This window comes from Enterococcus sp. AZ067 (assembly GCF_051715005.1).
Lineage (GTDB): Bacteria > Bacillota > Bacilli > Lactobacillales > Enterococcaceae > Enterococcus_D > Enterococcus_D casseliflavus.
Genome location: NZ_JBIOSY010000001.1, coordinates 117,542 through 137,978 on the forward strand (window position 1 = coordinate 117,542; position 20,437 = coordinate 137,978).

Sequence of the window (20,437 nt, forward strand, 5' to 3'; positions counted from 1 at the left end):
GAGCAGCTATGCAAGCATTTCACTTTTCCTTAGAAAAAGTATTGGATCACCGAAAAACCATTGAGCAAGAAGCCAAACGCGCTTACGCCCAAAAACAACAATTGTTGATTCAGCAAGAACAGCACCTGAATACGCTGACACAGGAAAAAGCCCAACTTTTTGATGTCAATGAGATGACCATTGGGCGGATGCAAGTGCAGCAACGCTATTTGCTTGCGTTGAATGCCACCATCGATGAGGTTCAGAACAAAATGTTTCACGTGAAGCAAGAATTGGCAGAGTCTTTATCGGTGGTGGTAGAAGCGCAGCAGGAACGCAAGATCGTGGAAAAGCTGCGAGAAAAACAATTTGCTGAATACACCTATGAACAGCAATTGGAAGAGCAAAAACAATTGGATGAGTTCGGCAATCGCGCCTTATTTTCTTAAAGCACTAATGGTTTTAGTGATGAGACGACCTTGGTTTCAAAGCATCAGCTGAGAGGAGGTGAACAATGAAAGAGATCACAACAAGTGCCGCAACCGCTGTACCTGTCGGTAGCAAATCAAAAAAGACGGAGGCGTCACCAGAAGTCTTCAGTTTGCTGATGCAACAGCTGACGGAACAGAGCGCAAGCAATCTGCCAGCATCCTTCGAACCATCAGGTATGTCGGAGCAAACCGCCGCCGCACCAGAAATGGGGGTTGCCAGCAGTATGGAACATCTGCCACAAGAGCCAGAAATCACTCCAGCAGTCGAACAACCTGCAACGACACACGCGCCAGGAATGAGCCAAATCAGCCAGGCACCTTTTGCAGGCTTGGTTCAAGAAGCGCCACAGGCATCAATGGCAACGACGGAGCAGAACCAAACGAGCGCCACAGCAGCTTCTCTCGACAGTGTTTCAGCAGCTTTTCCAGCACCAATAGACGTAGCCACCACAGTCGTCAACCCCTCCGAGCCTGCGCTTGAAGGTCTAGCTTTGATGACAAATGACAGAAGTGAAGCCGCAGCAACAACGCTTGAAACACCTTTGCCAGAAGACTTAGTAGGCGAGGAGCAGACCACGGCAAAAGAAATCGCTCCTTTCAAGGAAATCAAGGAAGTCGATTCAGTAACACAAGCCGCGATTGCGCAAACGACAGAAGCACAGCTGAAACAGTCCACCGAAGGGACCGCGCAATTGGGCCAAACGGGACCATTAAATCAAGTGTCGCCAGTGACCAACCAAGCGACGGATACGACTAGCACCTTGCAACGCACGAATGAAACAGTCGCCAAAAAAGCGGAAGCTGTTTCTGCACAAGCCATTGCTTCTTCAGCAGCAACCGACAATGAAATAGCGGCACCAGCACTGCAGCTGCTTGATGTTTCTCCCCTTTTGACCAAGCAAGGACCAACGCCAACAAAAGCGAATATGGAACAAGCGGTCCTGCCCTTAGCAAAATCGACTGCCCAACTTGTCCAAACGAGCAGCACGGCAAGCGAGAAAAAAATCACGCTGCAATTCGTTCCCGAAAAATTAGGCACGATCCAGCTTTCCCTAGAAACGAATGCCCAAGGCAGCCGCTTAGAACTGACCGTTCAGCAGCCACAAGCCAAAGAATTATTGCTGTCCATCAAGCATGAGCTAGAGCAAGTTTTGCAAAAGCAAGAGCAGCCGATCCTAGCGATCAAAGAACCTACGTTAGCTTCTGTCCAGCAGGCTAGTCCGCTGGCAAATCAATCCTTTGCCGGCAGTATGATGGCAAGTGACAGTCAGTTAAGCCAACAGCGGTTTTTACAGGCTCAAAAAGGACAAAGCAAAAAGCCATTTCATCAAAGCAATACGGCTGAGGAAGAGCCGCAATTAGCACCGATCGATCATGCGATCAGTATTTTAGTGTAAAGGAGGAGACCTATGGCAGATGAAATTACAGCAGCTGCGGCCGGTATTGCCAATACATCGGCATTAACGCAAACAAAAAAATCTTCAGATATCTCCATGGATGATTTTTTGAAGATCTTAGCCGCATCTATGAGCAACCCATCGATGGGAGGCAGCGATTCTTCTGGTGGTGGTAGCACCGACTATATCTCGCAACTGGTTCAATTTACGACCTTAGAGAGCTTGAATGAATTGAGCGAAACGTTGACGACCTCGGTGATTTTACAGCAACAGCAGCAAGCCTTTAGCTTGATCAATAAACAAGTCACTCTGATGGACGGCACAGAAACATTGTCAGGAACCATCGAAAAGGTCCGCTTTGCCAATGGCTACGCCACGATCGTCGTAAATGGCAAAGAATACAGTATGAGTGCGATCCAAGAGATTGGTGGCGAAGCAAAATGAGTTTGACGATTCAACAGGGGCTGCAAAAAGTTGCCGGGGAGCCTTATCAACATCCCTGCAAAGGCGTGGACAAACAAGCCTTTTCTGCAATGCTTGAACAAAAACAAAGCGACATCAAAGTCTCCCATCATGCGCAAAAGCGTTTGACCGAAAGAGAATTGACCTTACAAGACGATGATTATCAATCCCTTTCAACGGCGCTTAGTGAGCTCGCGGAAAAAGGCAGCAAAGAATCACTGCTCGTGTACAAAGATATGGGCTTGATCGCCGATGTCCATTCACGAACCATCATTACGGCGATGGGGATGAATGAGCTTCACACCGTCACCAATATTGACAGCGCCACATTTATCAAATAGCAGCTGGACTGAAAAGGGGCTGCAAGTATTTTCTGAATGACAGAGGAAAATACGCCAACCATAAGGAGGAAAACAAGCATGTTACGATCATTATATTCAGGTGTCAGTGGAATGAAAAATCTTCAAACGAAAATGGACGTGGTTTCCAATAATATCGCCAACGTCAATACGGTTGGATTCAAATCAAGTCGAGTTCTTTTCCAAGACATGATGAGCCAAACGATGTCTAATGCAACTGCGCCAGGCAACGGCTTAGGCGGGATCAACGCAACGCAGATCGGTTTAGGGGTTCAGACGGGCTCCATCGATACTATCAATACAGTCGGTGCCCCGCAATCGACAGGTCGCAGCATGGATTTTTATATCAGCGGACAGGGCTACTTTATGGTACAAGGACCAGGAGCAAATGGCGAAACCTATTACACACGAGATGGCGCATTCGTGCGCGACAGCAACGGAACCTTGACCAATAGTGATGGGATGCAAGTCTTAGGTCGTTCAGTCAATGGCGGTCAACCAGTTGTCTATGATGACAACTTTGATGAAAACACGGCATTGAGCGGACAAGATGCGGTATCTCCCTTGTCGATCCCAAGCACACTGACCGTCAATGGGGAAACCTTGACCTATAACTCCATGGCGATCGATGCCAATGGCTTAGTGTTGGCAAAATACGGCAATCAAACCTTTGTGATGGGAAAAGTCGGTGTCGCAACCTTCAATAACCCAGAAGGCTTAGAAAAAGTCGGCGGCAACAACTATATCCAAACCAGCAACTCAGGGAATCCGATCGTTGCAGGACCTGGCAACAATGGTGCAGGAACGCTGCAAGCAGGTGCCTTGGAAATGTCCAATGTCGATCTTTCGACAGAATTTACCGAAATGATCATTGCGAGCCGTGCCTATCAAGCAAATTCAAGAAGTATTACGACTTCTGATGAAATGCTGCAAGAATTATTGAATCTAAAACGTTAAGAACGTGACGCTTCACCATTGAGAGGAGTTTGACCATGATTCTAGTGACAGCATTGAATGGCAAGCCATTCTATTTAAATCCAACATTGATTTATCGGATCGAAGAAATGCCGGATACATTGATCACACTGACAGACGGCAAAACATTAGTGGTGACGGAAGCTGCGCAAGAAGTTGCGCAGCGGGTGATCGAGTATCATACGGTGATCCATTCGAACCAAGTGAAAACGTAAGGGTGGGAAAGATGGCAAAAGAAGAAAAAGCACCAAAAGCAGAAAAAGAGAAAAAAGGCTTGAGTATGGTTGTTTTACTGCCGATCCTCTTGATCGTGGTAGTCGGCGGCAGTATCGGCGGGACCTTAGTGACGAATCACTTTTTGACGGGGGAAAAAACAGCAGCTGCTGAAACAGCAAAAGACAGCAGCAAAATCTCCTCAGACGAAGCGATCGTGGCATTGGATGAATTTTTAGTCAATCTGGCCAAAGAAGACAACCAAGAGCAGCAATACATGAAGGTCAATTTATCGATTTTAGTGGCGGATGAGGAAAAAAGCGCGGAAGCCACGAAAAATGTGGCCGTCATTCGTGACAGCGTCGTGAATTTATTGCGCCAACAAAAGGCCAGCGGTATTTTGAGCTCCGTCGAAAGTGTACCGAATTTAAAAAAAGCATTGAAAGAAACAATTAATCAGGAATACGGATCAGAAATCGCCAAGGATGTTTATGTGACGGATTTAGTGATCCAATAGAAAGAGGCATGTTGATGGAAACATTTTTATCGCTGGTCAAAATGATTGGGTTTTTGCTGCTTATTCTTTATTTGATCAACATCAGTTTGAAATACTTGAATCGTTACACGAACCAGCACAATCACCAGCTGCGTATTTTGCAAAAAATCGCCGTCAGCAAGTCGTCTTCGATCGGGATCGTCCAAATCATGGACAAATGTTATGTCATGAGCTTTTCTGAACAGCAAAACCAAATCATCAAAGAGTTGACGCCAGAAGAAACGGCCACTTTTTTACAGCAAAGCCTAGAAAGCACCCAAGTGCAAGCTGGCAAAGACTTTTCTGAATGGCTCAACAAAGCCAAGGCGGAAATTGCTGGAAAACGAGGCAAGCAAAAATGAAGATCAAAGGCAGAGATATCAAGATCATGGCTGCGGTCCTTTTCAGCAGTCTGATGCTTCCGCAGACGGCATTTGCGCTAGACACGGAAGACGTCAGTTCCACCATCAACAATTTATTGTCGAATGGGAATGGCTCAAGTGATACGATCAATACTTTCTTGTTGCTGACGCTGCTTTCCCTTTTACCAGTCTTGCTGATCATGATGACTTCTTTTACTCGTATCATCATGGTTTTGTCCTTTGTGCGCAGTTCGTTAGGCACACAGCAAAACCCGCCCAATCAAGTGTTGATCGGGTTGGCCTTATTCTTGACATTTTTTATTATGAAACCTGTGTATACCGACGTCTACCAGCAAGCGATTGAACCGTTTGATCGACAAGAGATCAGCCAAGCCGAAGCCTTTGACCGCTCAGAAAAACGGATCAAGGCCTTTATGATGGTACAGACACGGGAAAAAGACATTGCCTTGTTTGCGGAAGCTGATGGGGAGACCGAAAAGTATCATTCTTCTGACGATGTTCCTCTGACCGTTATGGTACCGGCGTTTATTATCAGTGAGTTACGAACGGCTTTCAGTATCGGCTTTTTGATTTTTATCCCCTTTTTGATCATTGATCTGGTCGTCTCCAGTATCTTGATGTCGATGGGGATGATGATGCTGTCGCCGATCATGATCTCACTGCCCTTCAAGATCTTACTATTTGTTTTAGTGGATGGCTGGTATCTGATCGTGGAGTCGCTGATCAAGAGCTTTCAATAGCCGCTAAGAAAGGAGCCAAGAGGAAATGACAGTAGAAATGGTACTTGATGTGCTAAGGGAAGCCTTTCTTCGAATTTTAGCGATATCTGGCCCTGCCTTATTGGTCGGCATGCTCGTTGGATTGGTGATCAGTATTTTTCAAGCCACTACCCAAATCCAAGAACAAACATTGAGCTTTGTGCCGAAACTATTAGCGATTTTTTTGACCTTGATCTTGGCGGGGAATTTTATGCTGAATCTCTTGTTGAATTTTACCAAAATGATCTTCAAGATGATTGCGGCAATGTAAGGAGGAAACCTGATGGCGCCGATTCAAGCGACGGTGTTGATTTTTTGTCGAATATTGGCGTTTGTCGTCCTTTGTCCGATCTTCTCACAGCAAAATTTTCCGTCACTGGCAAAAATCGTGATCGGCATGGCGTTGACGGTCCTATGTCTGCCGACGGCACCTGCGATTCCCGAGCTTTCCCTCTTTATGCTGACGGTTTTCGTCATCAAGGAAGTACTGTTTGGGATGGCGATGGGCTATTTGAGTCAGCTGGTCTTTACTGGTGTGGAAATTGCGGGTCAACTGATCGACTTTCAAGTAGGCTTTTCGATGGCGCAAGCCTATGATCCGACGTTGCAAATCGCCTCTTCCCAGTATGGCAAAACGTACTATTGGCTGACGATCGCTGTGTTTTTTGGACTTGATCTGCATCATCGACTGATCACAGCATTGCTGTTGTCTTTTCGGATCGTGCCCTTAGGCTCTGTGGTGATCCAAGGAACGACGGTTGAAGGCATCGTCAAACTTTTCAGCCAAATGATGGTGATGGCAGTCAATCTTGCGGCACCAATGATCATTGCGCTGCTGTTGGTGGACCTGGTGCTAGGTGTGATTTCTCGGTCGATTCCCCAGATCAATATTTTGATGATGAGTCTTTCGATGAAAACCGCCATCAGTTTTGTGGTGTTTCTCTTGCTACTACCCAATGTCCTTTCGTACTTAGGCAAACACTTGCCAGATACGGTCCGCTATTTGCAGGAGTTTATCGAGTCCTTTCAATAAAGTAACAGGTAGCCAGCAGGAGGTGAGAAGATGGCAGAAAAAGATGGCAAAACCGAACTACCTAGTGCCAAGCGGCTGCGGGATGCCCGCAAACGCGGGGAGGTCCCTAAGACCCAGGAATTAGCAGCAGCTGTTTCGCTATTGGTCTTCTCGTTTTTGATCCTGTCTTTATGGCAGTTTTTCGCAGCTTCTTTTTTGCCTTATTTTTCCCGAAGTTTGGCGCAGCTGGCTGATTATCAAACCAGTTTGGCGGATCTGCCGAAACTGGGGGTGCAGAGTATCTTGCTGCTGCTTTTGTTGTGTGCGCCCGTCTTTCTGGTCGCGCTCGGAGTCGGGCTTATCACGAATTATGCCCAAGTTGGTCTGTTGTTTTCTGGCAAGGCCGTCAAACCAGACTTTAAAAAGCTGAACCCCATCAGCGGGATCAAGCAGCAATTCAGTTTGCGCTCGTTGATGAATTTAGGCAAAACATTGGCGAAATTCGGCGTGATCGTCTACTTGTGCTACCAACAATTTTTAGCCGCCGTCCCTGTTTTACTTGGTTTGAGTGAAGTCGGGTTGGAAAAAACGATCCTGTTCATGCTGCTGCGGGCCAAAGAATTGTTTTTACAGATCTCGATTTTCTTGATCATTTTGGCCGTAGTCGACTACGGCTACCAACGCTATAACCATCGTAAGAACTTGATGATGAGCAAGCAGGAAGTCAAAGAAGAGTTCAAGCAAATGGAAGGTGATCCGCAAGTCAAAGCACAGCGCAAAGCGAAGTACCGTGCGATGACTCAAAATGCCATCGCCAACGTCAAAGAAGCGACGGTTTTGATCACCAATCCGACCCATTTCGCCATTGCGATTCGTTACGATGCCAGTAGTGAAGGGGTGCCGCGGGTCCTGGCCAAAGGGGCAGATCAGCTGGCGCAGCGGATGAAAGCAGAAGCACTGAAAGAAAATATTCCACAGATCGAAAACCGTGAAGTGGCACGAGCCCTTTATCGCCAAGTAGAACCCGGGGATCTGATCCCGGTTGAGATGTATGAAGCCATTGCCGAAATCATCGCTTTGGTCTATCAGTTAGAAGAAAGCCAACGCGGCAAGATTTAAGGAAACAGGAGGAACAAAAATGAATGAGGCTGCCTCAAAACCGAAAAAAGGCATTGGTCTGGCGGATATCTTAATCTCGGTGATCGTCCTAGCTATTATTGGTTTGATTATTATTCCATTACCGAGTGCACTATTAGATATTCTGATCATTATCAATTTGACGATCGCGATCAACATTTTACTGATCACCCTGTTTACCAAATCAGTGTTGGAATTCACTACGTTTCCAACCTTGCTGCTGATCACAACGATGTTTCGTTTAGGTTTGAACCTATCTTCCACACGGTTGATCTTGACCCAAGGAAATGGCGGACACGTGATCGATGCCTTCGCCAATGTCGTTGCCGGCAGCAATTACATCGTGGGGATCATTTTGTTCGTGATCATCATGGTGGTTCAGCTAGTCGTCGTGACCAATGGTGCAGGGCGTGTCTCAGAAGTGACTGCTCGCTTCACATTGGATGCGATGCCCGGCAAGCAAATGGCGATCGATTCCGACCTAAATGCCGGTTTGATCACGGAAGCGGATGCCCGCAAACGACGAAAAGATCTGCAGCGAGAAGCTGATTTCTTTGGTTCGATGGATGGTGCCAGCAAGTTTGTCAAAGGGGATGCGATCGCAGGGATCTTGATCACTGTCATCAATTTAGTCGGCGGGGCGATCATTTTCTCCATGGGGGGACAAATGACCGTCATGGAAGCCTTCGCCCAATTCGGGAAACTGGCAATCGGGGATGGCTTGGTCAGCTCGATTCCCTCTTTATTGATTTCCATTGCTTCTGGGGTGATCGTGACTCGTTCTGATAACGATAGTTCGTTTGGTTTAGATATTGCGTCAGATGTGATGCGTAATCCCCAACTGTTTCGGATCGTGGGGGCGATTCTCTTCGTCTTAGCCTTAGTTCCTGGGTTTCCGTTTGTGCCTTTTGTGTTGATTGGCTTAGGCCTTTTCGCAGCCAGCTTTCTGGTGACGCAAAAAGAAGAAAAGCAGCGAGTGGAACAAAAACAATGGGAACAAAAATTGGCACTGGAACGCAAAAAAGAAGCACAGGAAGAAGACGATTCCGTGGCTTCCTTCCAAGTGGAACCAATCTCAGTGGAAATCGGGTATGGTCTGATCCCTATCGTGGATAGTTCGATCGACAACAGCTTGATGAACCGCATCGTGGCGATCCGTAAACAGAGTGCTAGAGAATTAGGGATCTTAGTCAGTCCCGTTCGTATTCGCGACAATCTCTATTTGGATGCCAACGATTACGTGATCAAGATCCGCGGCAACGAAGTCGGCCGCGGCGATATTTACCCGAATAAAGTCATGGTGATCAGTCCGAATGAAGAGCCGTTTCCTTTTCAAGGAATCGCAACAAAAGAACCAGCCTTTCATCTGGATGCTATGTGGATTGATGAATCCGATAAGGAGATGGCGGATCTGCAAGGGTTTACGATTATCGAGCCGTTGACCGTGATCGCAACACACTTAAAAGAAATCATCTATGCCCATGCACCAGAGCTGTTAGGTCGCCAAGAAGTCAAGAAATTATTGGAGGGCATCAAAGAGCAGTACAATGTCGTGATCGATGAATTGATCCCCGATATTTTACGGCTCGGCGAGGTCCAAAAAGTTTTACAAAATTTATTGGATGAGCAAATTCCCATCAATGACTTAGCAACGATCTTAGAAACTTTAGCCGATTACGGCGTTGTCACGAAAGACGTAGAAGTTTTGACAGAATATGTCCGCCAAGCATTGAAACGGACGATCGCTGCCAAGTATGCCAATGAGAACCACGAGCTGCAAGTGGCGGTGATCCAGCCGAAACTAGAAGAAATCATCGCTCAAAGTATCCAAAAAACCGCAACTGGCTCGTACCCGGTCTTAAAACCAGATACCGTGACCAAGCTGTTGGATTCCATCAGTGGGATCCAACATGCGGCGATCGCTCAAAATATCAATTTCGTGATTCTGGCATCGCCTAAGATCCGGTTAGCATTCAAAAAAATGATCGTTTTTAATTTTCCAGATATCGCCGTTCTTTCTCTAAATGAGATTCCCAATGAAATTGCGATCGAAACGGTGGGCAGTATTGACATTTAAGCAGAATTTTCTTAGGAAGGGGCATCGCCGATGTATGAAGTCGATCGAGAAGCGGAGATCATCAAGTATCTGCCGCTAGTGGAACGGGTGGTTCAGCGCCTGTCTATCAAAACCGCCGATTATGAATCAGGCGATCTCTATAATATTGGGGTGATTGGGCTGATGGATGCCTTGCGGAAATTCGATCCCTCAAAAAAAGTTCCTTTTGAAAGCTATGCAGCGATTCGCATCAAAGGGGCAATTATTGATGAAGTACGCAAGCACGCCAAAATCTCCCGATACAAAATGGCGGCAGTCAATCAGTTTTATCAAGCACGGCAAGAGTTGGAGCAAAGCCTCAAAAGAGAAGCGACCGACACCGAGATCTGCAAACAGCTGGGAATCAACCAAAGTCAACTAGCGGATATTTATGAGAGTCTGCACTACTTAGCCAGCGTCTCTTTGGAAGATACCTTGTTTGCTTACCAAGAAGAAGGCATGACCTTAAAAGATATGGTTCGGGATCCAGCCGAAAATGTCGAAGAGACCTTGGTCGCTGAAGAAAAACGCACCGCCTTGGTGGCGTGCATCAAAAAATTAGGGGAACGGGAACAATTGATTTTAAGTTTGTACTATACCGAAGAACTGACGTTAAAAGAAATCGCTGAAATCTTAGAAGTCTCGATTCCGCGAGTTTCACAAATTCATGGCAAAACGATTGCTAAATTGCGCACATTGATTGAGGAGGAACTGGCATGATTCGAGGATTGGATGTCTTATCACGGAACATTTCATTATTACAAAAGCGACAAGAGACGACGAGCGGCAATATTGCCAATGTCAATACAACAGGGTATCAAGCAAAAACTTTGTTCCAGTCGGCGCTAGATGAAGTCGCATTGCATAATTACCAAAGCGGGCCCAATGCGGATACCCGCCGTGATATCGGTGGATTGTCTTTAGGGACCCAATTGGCAGGCAGTACCATCAGTCAAGACCAAGGTGCTGTCAAACAGACGGGACAAGCCAGCGATTTTGCACTGCTTTCCGAAGGCTACTTTGTCGTTCAAAACAATGCGGGGCAGCGGTTGTATACGAGAAATGGCGACTTTACCGTCAATCAGCAGAATCAATACGTGACACAAGAAGGCTATCTTGTCTTGGGTGCCAATGGACAAGCAGTCAGCGCCTTGGGACCAGCGAACTTTCAGATCCAAACATTTCCTCCAGAAGCATTGACTACAGCTGGTCAAAACTATGTGACTAGCAACGCAGCAGGCACCGCGGTGAATGCACCCGTGATCCAGCAAGGTGCCTTAGAACAAGCCAATGTAGCGGTTGCCGATGAAATGGTGGCGATGATCCAGACTTCTCGCGAATTTGAAGCCAATCAGAAAGCCTTGAGTTCAACGAATCAGACATTGCAAAAAGCGGTCAACGAATTAGGAAAGATTTGAGGATGAGTCAATGAATATCAGTGGATTATTAGGAATCAGCCGTTCTGGGTTGAATCATTTGCAGACAAACTTAGACACGACAGCCAACAACATCGCCAACGTCAATACCAATGGCTATCAAGCACAAACGACCCATTTTCAAGCATTGATGGAAAATGCCATCGGTGCAGAAGAAACGCTATTTAATGGCAACGCCGCCCAATATGGTGCGTCAATGGGGGCAAAAGCGACTACGACTACCAGTTTTGCCCAAGGCAATCTGGCGGGCACCGCTCAGCCATTAGATCTCGCGATCCAAGGCAACGGCTTTTTCGGGGTCCGGGACCAAACTGGTCAATTGCTGCTGAGTCGAGCAGGCAATTTTCATTTAAGTGAGAACAAGCAATTAGTCAATAGTGAAGGGTACCCTGTGGCAATGACCACAAACGTACCGACCCCTCAGTGGCCAGATGCGCAGCAAATCGCAATAGATGCCAGCGGTCAGCTGACGACGGAAGAAAATGGTCAGACTCGCGTGTTGGGGCAGCTGACCCTTTATCAGCCGACGAATACAGAAAACATCACGCCAGTGGGCAACCAACTGTACCGTGCCGGTGATCAAGCGTTGCTTACTTCGCAAACCAATCCAGCAGCCTTTGGCAGCGTCTTGCAAGGACAGTTAGAACAGTCGACGGTGGATCTAGCGACGTCCATGACAGACTTGTTAACGACCCAGCGTGCGTATGGATTGAATACGAAAGCTATGCAGACAGCCGATGAGATGTGGTCCGTGATCAATCGTTTTACAGATTAGAGGAGAAAGAACATGATTCGCTTAACCAAGGTCAGTAAAAAATTCAGCAATGGCACGTTGGCATTGGCCGATATTTCTGTTGCGATCCCTCAAGGAGAATTTATCTATGTGGTGGGTCCCAGCGGTGCGGGCAAATCGACCTTATTCAAATTGCTCTTGAAAGAAGAAGAGCTTTCGGCTGGTTCTATCCAAGTCGGCAATGTCTTGTTGGAACAACTCAAAGACCGTCATCTCTATATGGTTCGACGACAAGTCGGTATCGTCGGACAAGAAGACCTTTTGCTTCCTTATCTGACGGTTGCCAAAAACGTCGATTATGCGCTGCAAGTACTAGGCACTCCCCGCAAGCTGCGTCAGGAAAAAACCGCCAAAGCACTGCAACTGGTGGGTATGTTTCCTCAAAAGGATCACTATCCTGAGGAGCTTTCCGTGGGACAGCGCAAAAAAGTAGCGATCGCGCGGGCGATCGTCACAGAGCCAGCAGTCTTGATCGCCGATGAGCCCACCGCCAATCTGGATGCCAAATCAGCCGTTGAAGTCATGAAACTGCTCTTGCGGATCAATCAAGTCGGTGCCACGATCCTCTTGGCGACTCACGACAGCACGATGGTCAATACGGTCCGTAATCGGGTGGTCGAGCTGCAAAACGGTCGCTTGGTTCGTGATGAATATCAAGGCGGCTATACGCGCTTTGCTGATCCAAAAGATACATATGTCTGGTGAAGATGCTTAACTTTTCTAGCAAAAGATCCGATTAAAGAACTAGAAGATTGTTTTCATAATCGGATAAAGAAGGAGTGACCCAACGATTATCAAGTGAAGAGCGAATCTTGATAAACAGCACGACTGATCATTTTGCATAGGAAAGGATACTGTTATGAAGAAGAAGGTACAAGCTATCATCAAAAAAATCCGCTTGGCGGCGTTGATTCCGCTAGGATTTACCCTGATCGTATTATTAGGATGCTATTTCTTCGTGATCCGCACCCACGGAGACGGACAAGCAGCAAAAAGTTTTTTTATTTTTTCAGTAATCGTACTGCTGCTAGAAATCGCAGTGTTAGTAGGAATGACCTATTTGGTAAAAAAAGAGACCCACTCGGGCATGGATACGTTATTGACAGAACTAGAAGCAGTCGGTTCTGGCGATCTGTCGCATATCGATGAGATCGGCAGCAGCGACCAGACTTCTCTTTTTGGGCAAGTTCAAAATCGTTTTCAAGGGGTTTTAAACACCTTCAAAGCGGTGATCGTTGGCATGCACGAAGAAAGCAGCCGAATGGAAAAAATGGTAGGCGGCCTAACGACAACCTCAAAAAATGCCAAAAATTCAATTGAAAATGTGCGTCAGACGATGAATGCCATCGCAGATGCCACTAGTTCACAAGCCTCCGAAGCGGAACAAACCTCCTTTGATATGGACGAGCTAGCCTTAAGTATCGAAGAGATCCACAAAGAGATCGAATTGATGAACGGCTATGTCGGTCAATCCCAAAGCAGCAATGTCCACAATTCGGAAATGATGTTCCATGTATTTGAAAGCTGGGAGATCGAACGGCAAAACCAAGCAGAATTAGTAGAAAGCATGAACGACATGAACGAAGATGTCCAAAGCATCGGTAAGATCGTTCAGCTGATCAATGACATTTCTGATCAGACCAACTTACTGGCATTGAATGCATCCATCGAAGCAGCTCGAGCTGGAGAAGCGGGCCGAGGGTTTGCCATCGTTGCGGAAGAAGTCCGCAGCTTGGCGGAACAAAGCAGTCAATCAACGAAAAGCATTCGTTCGATCATTGAAACGATCCGCAAAAAATCGGAAAAAGTGGTCTCTGCAGTGACGGATTCCTTTGAAAGCGGCGAAAAACAAACCAACAATATCAACAAAGCAATCGAATCAGCCAATGAGATCTCTGATATTGTCGAAAAATTGGTTTCAAGTATTCAAGCCGTGGAAGCCCATATTACGGGGATCGTTGAGAAAAAAGACATGGTTCAAGTTTCCGTCAGCAACATTTCGGCTGCTGTTTCGGAAACCTCCGCCGGCACCCAAGAAGTAACGGCAAACTTAGAAGACTTCTACTTAGTCATCGAAGACTTTGAACGGAATGTGCAAGAGATCGAAACGATCGCCACTATCCTTAAATTCCAAGTGGATAGTTTCAAATTCTAAAAAGGAGCAGTGACGCCAATGGAACAATACGTTGTATTTAAAAGTCATCAACAACTCTTTGCCTTGCGTATCGACTATGTGGTACGGGTCATTGAGGCTGCTTCTTTTACACAGCTGCCAGAAGTGGCGGATTTCGTGCTGGGGATCCAGCCTTTTGAAGAGGCGATGGTGCCGATCATTGACATCCGCAAAAAGCTGTTTGATGAATTTACACCGGAAACTGGGCAAAATGTGGTCTTGTTGTGTCACTGGCAAGAGCAGGCGATCGGCCTATACGTGGAAGAGATCGTCGGCATTTTACCGCTAGTTGAAAGTCCTAGCAATGCGGAACTAAATACATCAGGACTCAAGCAAAACTATATCGAAGCCTTTCTGAAAAAAGACGATGAACTTGTGCTGGCATTGGAGCTGCCGTTTCTCTTCAGCTATGAACAAGCCGCTGAGATGACGGCGGAGTTAGACGCCTATCAGACAGAGGAATTGGCAGCCGCCAATGACCATGACAATGATGACCGTGAATGAGGAACTGCATGTGGGGATCTCGGAGTATAAGATCGCCCAAGCGCCAACGCGTTTGATCACGGTGGGTTTAGGTTCTTGCATCGGCACGATCATTTACGATGAAGCCAGTCATATCGGCGGCTTGAGTCATATTATGCTGCCAGATAGTCAGCCTTTTTTGCACAAGCGGGAAATCAAGCCCGAGAAGTTTGCGGATTTGGCATTGCCAGCGATGGTGGCTGAGCTGGAACAAAAGATCCGTCGGCCTCGCTTTCAAGCGAAAATCGTTGGCGGCGCCAATATGTTTCAGTTCCAGACGCTTAACGCTGCCAGCAATATTGGTCAGCGCAATATTGAAGCCGTCGAGGAAGTCTTGGCTCGGCTAAACATTCCGATCGTAGCCAAACATGTTGGCGGCAGCGCTGGTCGAACGATGATCGTAGATCTTCAGGATTTCAAGACCATGGTTCGGCAAGTCAAACAAGAAATCGTTTATTTGTAAAAGGAGTACAGGGACATGAAAAAAGTAATGATCGTCGATGATTCGGCATTCATGCGGAAAGTAGTGACAGATTTATTGAATCAGCTGCCTGATATCGAGGTGACCGTCGCTGCCCGCAATGGCAAACAAGCATTGGACTATCTGACCAAAGAAGCGATCGATTTGGTAGTAATGGATGTGGAGATGCCAGTGATGAACGGATTAGAGACCTTGCGGAGGATGAAACAGCAATCAGCCATTCCCGTCATCATGCTTAGTTCATTAACCAATCAAGAAACCACGATTGAGGCATTGGCGCTTGGCGCCCGAGATTTTGTAGAAAAACCCGTCAGTCTATCGATGATCGAAAAAGAATGGATCGCTGAATTTCATCAAAAGATTTTGGCGATGGATCATGAAGTCGGTACGGTTCACCCGCCAGTACCAACGATTGCCCAGCCCACTAAGCTGACACAAAACAGCTTGCCGGTATCACTTGATGCGCTAGTCATTGGTGCTTCAACAGGCGGACCCCGTGCTTTGCTGGGAATTATTCGCCGTCTGCCTGCGCGTTTGCGTTGCCCGATTTTGATCGTTCAGCATATGCCAGCGGGCTTCACGGCTTCCTTTGCAAAACGCTTAGACACAGAGACAACCGTTCGAGTACAAGAAGCAGTCGACGGCATGCGGATCGAAAATCAAGTGTATCTTTGTCCAGGGGATTACCACATGACCGTCCAACAAGGGCACCTGCAGCTGGACCAGCGAGAAAAACGGCATGGGACGCGGCCAACCGTCGATTATCTTTTTTCCTCAGCAGCTGACTACTATGGCCCGCAACTAGCGGCAGTGGTTTTGACGGGGATGGGAAAAGACGGCACCGCTGGCTTACGACAGATCCAAGCGGCTGGGGGCTATACGATCGTTCAAGACAAAGAAACGTGTACAGTCTTTGGGATGCCACGGTATGCCATTGAACAAGGAGTCGTGGATGAAGTCCTGCCATTGCAGGGCATTGAAGCAAAAATTGCACAGATGGTCAGGTGAAGAAGATGGAAGAAGAATTTGCCTTATTTAATGCGTGGGTGGATCGCCGATTAGGGATTCCCTTAGCCGCATACAAAGAAAATCAAATGCAGCGCCGCATCCTTACGATCATGGAAAACAGCGGGGCAAAAACGTTGAGGGAATACCAGCAATTGATCGAAGGCGATGACGGGGTGCGGGCGGCTTTTTTAGCCCATATCACCATTAACGTAACGGAATTTTATCGCAACAAAGAACTGTTTGACGCCTTTGAACGCGTCTTGAAAACCATTGTTCTCCCGAAAACCACGCTGCCCAAAATTTGGAGTGCCGCATGTTCGATTGGGGCAGAACCCTATACGATCGCGATGCTGCTAGAAAAAAACCAAATTGCCGCAGCCAATGTCTTGGCTACCGATATCGATACGCAAATTTTGGCAAAAGCCAAGCAAGGACTCTATCGAGACCATGAATTGCGGAATGTCTCAGCGGCAGAACGTACCCGTTTTTTTGATGCAAAAGAAAAGAACCAGTATCAGATCAAAGCGGAAATCAAACGGCGGGTTCATTTTAAGCAACACGATCTTTTGAAAGACCCGTACAATGGGCCTTTTGATGTGATCGTTTGCCGCAATGTGACGATTTATTTCAAAAGCGATGCTCGGGATGCCGTCTATCAAAAATTCAGCGATGCATTGGTCCCAGGGGGCATTTTGTTTACGGGAGCGACAGAAACGATCAATTTTGCGGAACAATTCGGTCTCAAGAAAATCGATTCGTTTATCTATCAAAAAGTATAATTTTGTAAAGGAGGGACCCATTTGGATGACAATAGTGTCTATCGTACCCTTTTCTTTGAAGAAACAGACGATCATTTAGCGCAGTTGAATGATCATGTCTTGCAATTGGAAAACGATCCAAAAGATAGCGCCTTGCTGAATGATATTTTCCGTTCTGCCCATACCCTTAAAGGGATGGCGGCAACGATGGGCTATGACGTCATGACGCAGCTGACCCATAAAATGGAAAATATTTTTGAGTTATTTAAAACTGGGACCTTGCAAGTGACCCAGCAATCGATCTCATTGATTTTCAAATGTCTGGATCGCCTGTCAGAACTTGTGGAGGACTTGCGGGAAGAACGCGACCTGCAGCCAGCTCAAATTGCCGATTTATTGGCCGAACTTGACCAAACGGAACATTCTGGCGGTATATCAACCGAGACAGAAGCAAGCCAAAACCCCACCGCAGTGGGCGCGTTAACCCCACAGCTTCAACAGATCGATCCTTCTGATCTGTATGTGATCGAGCAAGCGGCTGGAGATGGCTATCAAGCGGTCCAAATTGCTGTTCGCTTAGATGCCCAATCCATGTTAAAAGGTGCTCGTGCCTTCTTGATCATGGAAAAGCTTGGCCAAGCAGGGGATGTTCTCTATACAGAACCAGATGCCCAAACACTTGAAGAAGGCACCTTTGAATCAGATTTTTCACTGCTGTATTTGACGCAGCAAACACTGGCTGATGTCGAGCAAAACATCGCCAGCAACAGTGAGATCGAAGCCTTCGTGGTGGCACCGTTTGATCCTTCAGCTGCTGTGTTGGAGGAGGCAGAAGAGCTGCTTCAACCAGTGCCGACCCCAGAGTCAGAGACTTCTGCTCTTCAACAAGCAACAACAGAAACGAAAGAAAAATCGCCGGCGCCCGCGCATCATGCGTCCGCCCAAAATCAATCGATTCGAGTCGACTTGAATCGCTTAGATTCATTCTTGGATCTCGTGTCCGAATTGGTGGTCTATCGCAATCAATTAGAAGATGTCAGTGAGCGGGAAAACATCGAAGCAGTCAAAGACCCCTTAGAGCAAGTTTCACGATTGACCTCTGAGCTGCAAGATTTGGTCTTGCGGATCCGCATGCAGCAAGTCAATGTCGTCTTCAGTCGCTTTCCGCGAATGGTTCGGGACTTATCCAATGAACTGCAAAAGGAAATGGAACTTGTCATTTTTGGGGAAGAAACGGAATTGGATAAAACAGTGGTTTCTGAGTTGAGCGAACCTCTGGTCCATCTGTTGCGTAATTCTGTCGATCACGGCATCGAAGCACCCGATGTTCGGGAAAAACTGGGCAAACCGCGCAAGGGCACGATTCGTTTGGCGGCCTACCAAGAAGGCAATCGCGTAATCATTACTTTAGAGGATGATGGCAAAGGCCTTGATCCGCAAGTAATCAAAGCAAGTGCTGAAAAGAAAGGGTTAGCAACGGAAGGTCTTTCCGATGAAGCGTTGCAGCAGCTGATTTTCCATCCTGGTTTTTCAACGGCGCAAGAAGTGACTAACATTTCTGGGCGCGGTGTCGGGATGGATGCCGTGCAATCGAAGATCACCCAACTAGGGGGCACGATCGAAATGAAGAGCCAGCCGAATAAAGGCACGCAGTTTGTGATCAAATTGCCATTGACTCTATCGATCATTCAAGCGTTGATGGTTCGCGTCGGAGCAGAAACCTTTGCGATCCCATTAAATCTCGTCGAACGCGTGGTGATGGTCAAAGAAGAAGAGATCATCCAGACGGTCTCAGATGAGGTCTATCGTTTTCAAGAGGAGTTGATTCCCTTGGTTCGGACCGATCAACTCTTAGCGATCGAAGGCGATCCATCTGAGAAAAAATTCGCCATCATCGTCAACAATGACCAGCAATTTCACGGCATTTTGGCAGATGAGCTGATCGGCCAGCAAGAAATCGTCATCAAGAAAATCGATCCATTGCTGCAAAAGCTGAATCGCTATCAAGGAGCAACGATTATGGGCAACGGCTCGATCGCACTGATCCTAGACATTCATGCCATCTGTCAGGAAAAAAAGGATGACCGCTTATGAGCTATACAGCGCTGCAGATCGATGGCCTAAAAGAACTGATCAATATCGGCGGTGGTCACGCTGCGACTAGTTTATCAAAGCTCGTCCAACAACCGATCGATATGCGGGTACCGGAAGTCGAGATTCTAGCGTATGAGGACCTGTATCAGCAGATCATGGCGGAAGACAAAGAAGTTCATGTGGTGATGAGCCAGATCGAAGGGGCATTTCGAGGGATCTTCTTGTTTGTCTTAACGGATGAATCCGCCGCAAAATTGCGTCAGTTGATGATCCAAGAAAGCGATCCGTCTGAAGAATTGAAGCAATCGGTCATCAACGAGTTGACCAACATCCTTACCAATTCTTTTTTGATCGCGATCGGGCAACTGTTGGAAACCCAGCTGAGTGCGTCTTTACCAAGCGCCAGCTATGATTTCTTTGGCGCAGCGATCAGCTCCATCTATTTGGCGATGGCCCAGTATGATGAGCAGGTGATGGTGATCCGTAATGAGTTCGTCTACGCCAAAGAAACATTAGAGGCATCGTTATTTTTGATTCCAGAAATCGGTGTACTAGAAAACATATTTGATTCATTAGGAATTTGAAAGGGGCAAATACAATGTCAAAAAAAGTATTGATCGTGGATGATGCGGTATTTATGCGCATGAAATTAAAGGATATTTTAGAAAAAAACGGCTATGAAGTCGTGGGGGAAGCCCAAAATGGCCAAGAGGCTTTTGAAAAATACCAAGCAACGACACCAGACTTAGTGACTATGGATATCACGATGCCAGAAGTGGATGGCTTAGAGGCATTAAAAATGATCCGCACGTTTGATGCGCAGGCCAAAGTCGTAATGTGCAGTGCCATGGGACAACAAGGAATGGTGATGGATGCGATTCGCGCCGGTGCGGTGGACTTTATCGTGAAGCCCTTTGACACGGACCGCGTAATCACTGCCATCGACAAAGCCTTTGCCTAATGCCTAGGAGGATAGCGACATGCAGATGATTCTTTTCAAAATGGCTCAGCAGTACTATTTGATCTCGGCGGACTCGGTGGACGAGGTCATTGATGCCCCTTCTTTTACGAAGGTGCCCTTAGCACCAGAGTGGGTGGAAGGGTTGATCAATCTGCGGGGGTCTGTCGTAACGGTGATTCGTTTGGCAAAATTGATTCCCATCATGGAACCAGCCTACGAAAAAAACATATTGATCATGAAGAAGCAAGAGGAGACCAAAGGGGTCCTCGTAGAAGAAGTAATTGAAGTTCTTGATATCACCGAAGACGATATCCAACTAAGCAATCAAGAGACAGAACATGCCGTTGGGGTCGTGACGATCGGTGAAAAAGTAGCCAGTGTGATTCAAATCGATCACATGATTTTTTAAAAAAAT

General features: G+C 46.9%; 26 protein-coding genes. All 26 read left to right on the forward strand.

Annotation, left to right across the window (positions count from 1 at the left end):
• The first annotated feature begins 8 nt into the window (after positions 1 to 8).
• Positions 9 to 428 carry a flagellar export protein FliJ gene (gene fliJ, locus IGI82_RS00525; RefSeq protein ID WP_005226592.1) on the forward strand — a complete coding sequence of 140 codons (420 nt, stop codon included), beginning with the start codon at positions 9 to 11 and terminating at the stop codon, positions 426 to 428.
• A gap of 65 nt (positions 429 to 493) precedes the next feature.
• Positions 494 to 1,867: a flagellar hook-length control protein FliK gene (locus IGI82_RS00530; protein ID WP_438841688.1), complete on the forward strand. Its 1,374-nt coding sequence runs from the start codon at positions 494 to 496 to the stop codon at positions 1,865 to 1,867.
• Between the two features lie 12 nt (positions 1,868 to 1,879).
• Positions 1,880 to 2,311: a flagellar hook capping FlgD N-terminal domain-containing protein gene (locus IGI82_RS00535; RefSeq protein WP_003129052.1), complete on the forward strand. Its 432-nt coding sequence runs from the start codon at positions 1,880 to 1,882 to the stop codon at positions 2,309 to 2,311.
• The gene (locus IGI82_RS00540; RefSeq protein ID WP_438841689.1) at positions 2,308 to 2,670 is read left to right on the forward strand and encodes a flagellar protein; all 363 of its coding nucleotides are present in this window, start codon (positions 2,308 to 2,310) and stop codon (positions 2,668 to 2,670) included. The genes IGI82_RS00535 and IGI82_RS00540 overlap by 4 nt, the downstream gene beginning before the upstream one ends.
• Positions 2,671 to 2,748: 78 nt before the next feature.
• Positions 2,749 to 3,645, forward strand: coding sequence for a flagellar hook-basal body complex protein (locus tag IGI82_RS00545; RefSeq protein WP_010748537.1), 897 nt, complete (start codon positions 2,749 to 2,751; stop codon positions 3,643 to 3,645).
• Between the two features lie 35 nt (positions 3,646 to 3,680).
• Positions 3,681 to 3,878 (forward strand): flagellar FlbD family protein, encoded by a 198-nt coding sequence (locus IGI82_RS00550; protein WP_005226609.1) that lies wholly within the window; start codon positions 3,681 to 3,683, stop codon positions 3,876 to 3,878.
• A gap of 11 nt (positions 3,879 to 3,889) precedes the next feature.
• Complete coding sequence (locus IGI82_RS00555; protein ID WP_438841690.1) at positions 3,890 to 4,393, forward strand: flagellar basal body-associated FliL family protein; 504 nt, start codon at positions 3,890 to 3,892, stop codon at positions 4,391 to 4,393.
• Positions 4,394 to 4,407: 14 nt separating this feature from the next.
• Positions 4,408 to 4,773, forward strand: a complete 366-nt coding sequence (locus IGI82_RS00560; RefSeq protein ID WP_015508734.1) for a flagellar biosynthetic protein FliO — start codon at positions 4,408 to 4,410, stop codon at positions 4,771 to 4,773.
• Positions 4,770 to 5,534, forward strand: coding sequence for a flagellar type III secretion system pore protein FliP (gene fliP, locus IGI82_RS00565; RefSeq protein WP_005232783.1), 765 nt, complete (start codon positions 4,770 to 4,772; stop codon positions 5,532 to 5,534). The genes IGI82_RS00560 and fliP overlap by 4 nt, the downstream gene beginning before the upstream one ends.
• A gap of 25 nt (positions 5,535 to 5,559) precedes the next feature.
• Positions 5,560 to 5,823 carry a flagellar biosynthesis protein FliQ gene (gene fliQ / locus IGI82_RS00570; RefSeq protein ID WP_005226613.1) on the forward strand — a complete coding sequence of 88 codons (264 nt, stop codon included), beginning with the start codon at positions 5,560 to 5,562 and terminating at the stop codon, positions 5,821 to 5,823.
• Positions 5,824 to 5,835: 12 nt separating this feature from the next.
• Positions 5,836 to 6,585, forward strand: coding sequence for a flagellar biosynthetic protein FliR (gene fliR, locus IGI82_RS00575; RefSeq protein WP_005232781.1), 750 nt, complete (start codon positions 5,836 to 5,838; stop codon positions 6,583 to 6,585).
• 30 nt (positions 6,586 to 6,615) lie between these two features.
• Positions 6,616 to 7,683, forward strand: coding sequence for an EscU/YscU/HrcU family type III secretion system export apparatus switch protein (locus IGI82_RS00580; protein WP_010748538.1), 1,068 nt, complete (start codon positions 6,616 to 6,618; stop codon positions 7,681 to 7,683).
• A gap of 19 nt (positions 7,684 to 7,702) precedes the next feature.
• The gene (gene flhA, locus IGI82_RS00585; RefSeq protein WP_159161154.1) at positions 7,703 to 9,778 is read left to right on the forward strand and encodes a flagellar biosynthesis protein FlhA; all 2,076 of its coding nucleotides are present in this window, start codon (positions 7,703 to 7,705) and stop codon (positions 9,776 to 9,778) included.
• A gap of 30 nt (positions 9,779 to 9,808) precedes the next feature.
• Entirely contained in the window at positions 9,809 to 10,516 is a 708-nt protein-coding gene (locus IGI82_RS00590) for a sigma-70 family RNA polymerase sigma factor (protein WP_005226623.1), read from the forward strand.
• On the forward strand, positions 10,513 to 11,214 hold the full coding sequence (locus IGI82_RS00595) for a flagellar hook-basal body protein (protein WP_115231525.1): 702 nt from the start codon (positions 10,513 to 10,515) through the stop codon (positions 11,212 to 11,214). The genes IGI82_RS00590 and IGI82_RS00595 overlap by 4 nt, the downstream gene beginning before the upstream one ends.
• A 10-nt stretch (positions 11,215 to 11,224) precedes the next feature.
• On the forward strand, positions 11,225 to 12,007 hold the full coding sequence (locus IGI82_RS00600; protein ID WP_005226625.1) for a flagellar hook-basal body protein: 783 nt from the start codon (positions 11,225 to 11,227) through the stop codon (positions 12,005 to 12,007).
• Positions 12,008 to 12,019: 12 nt separating this feature from the next.
• Positions 12,020 to 12,730 (forward strand): cell division ATP-binding protein FtsE, encoded by a 711-nt coding sequence (locus tag IGI82_RS00605; RefSeq protein WP_005226626.1) that lies wholly within the window; start codon positions 12,020 to 12,022, stop codon positions 12,728 to 12,730.
• A 154-nt stretch (positions 12,731 to 12,884) separates the two neighbouring features.
• Positions 12,885 to 14,180, forward strand: a complete 1,296-nt coding sequence (locus IGI82_RS00610; protein ID WP_005226627.1) for a methyl-accepting chemotaxis protein — start codon at positions 12,885 to 12,887, stop codon at positions 14,178 to 14,180.
• Between the two features lie 18 nt (positions 14,181 to 14,198).
• On the forward strand, positions 14,199 to 14,702 hold the full coding sequence (locus IGI82_RS00615; RefSeq protein ID WP_010748543.1) for a chemotaxis protein CheW: 504 nt from the start codon (positions 14,199 to 14,201) through the stop codon (positions 14,700 to 14,702).
• On the forward strand, positions 14,674 to 15,183 hold the full coding sequence (locus IGI82_RS00620; protein WP_005226629.1) for a chemotaxis protein CheD: 510 nt from the start codon (positions 14,674 to 14,676) through the stop codon (positions 15,181 to 15,183). Before IGI82_RS00615 ends, IGI82_RS00620 begins: the two co-directional genes overlap by 29 nt.
• 15 nt (positions 15,184 to 15,198) lie before the next feature.
• Positions 15,199 to 16,209 (forward strand): protein-glutamate methylesterase/protein-glutamine glutaminase, encoded by a 1,011-nt coding sequence (locus IGI82_RS00625; RefSeq protein ID WP_016609024.1) that lies wholly within the window; start codon positions 15,199 to 15,201, stop codon positions 16,207 to 16,209.
• Between the two features lie 5 nt (positions 16,210 to 16,214).
• Entirely contained in the window at positions 16,215 to 16,988 is a 774-nt protein-coding gene (locus IGI82_RS00630) for a CheR family methyltransferase (protein WP_128488763.1), read from the forward strand.
• Between the two features lie 21 nt (positions 16,989 to 17,009).
• The gene (locus IGI82_RS00635) at positions 17,010 to 19,061 is read left to right on the forward strand and encodes a chemotaxis protein CheA (protein ID WP_010748546.1); all 2,052 of its coding nucleotides are present in this window, start codon (positions 17,010 to 17,012) and stop codon (positions 19,059 to 19,061) included.
• The gene (locus IGI82_RS00640; RefSeq protein ID WP_005226634.1) at positions 19,058 to 19,645 is read left to right on the forward strand and encodes a chemotaxis protein CheC; all 588 of its coding nucleotides are present in this window, start codon (positions 19,058 to 19,060) and stop codon (positions 19,643 to 19,645) included. Before IGI82_RS00635 ends, IGI82_RS00640 begins: the two co-directional genes overlap by 4 nt.
• A 14-nt stretch (positions 19,646 to 19,659) precedes the next feature.
• Positions 19,660 to 20,022 carry a response regulator gene (locus tag IGI82_RS00645; RefSeq protein ID WP_003129084.1) on the forward strand — a complete coding sequence of 121 codons (363 nt, stop codon included), beginning with the start codon at positions 19,660 to 19,662 and terminating at the stop codon, positions 20,020 to 20,022.
• Between the two features lie 19 nt (positions 20,023 to 20,041).
• Positions 20,042 to 20,431 carry a chemotaxis protein CheW gene (locus IGI82_RS00650; RefSeq protein WP_005226635.1) on the forward strand — a complete coding sequence of 130 codons (390 nt, stop codon included), beginning with the start codon at positions 20,042 to 20,044 and terminating at the stop codon, positions 20,429 to 20,431.
• Positions 20,432 to 20,437 lie beyond the last annotated feature (6 nt).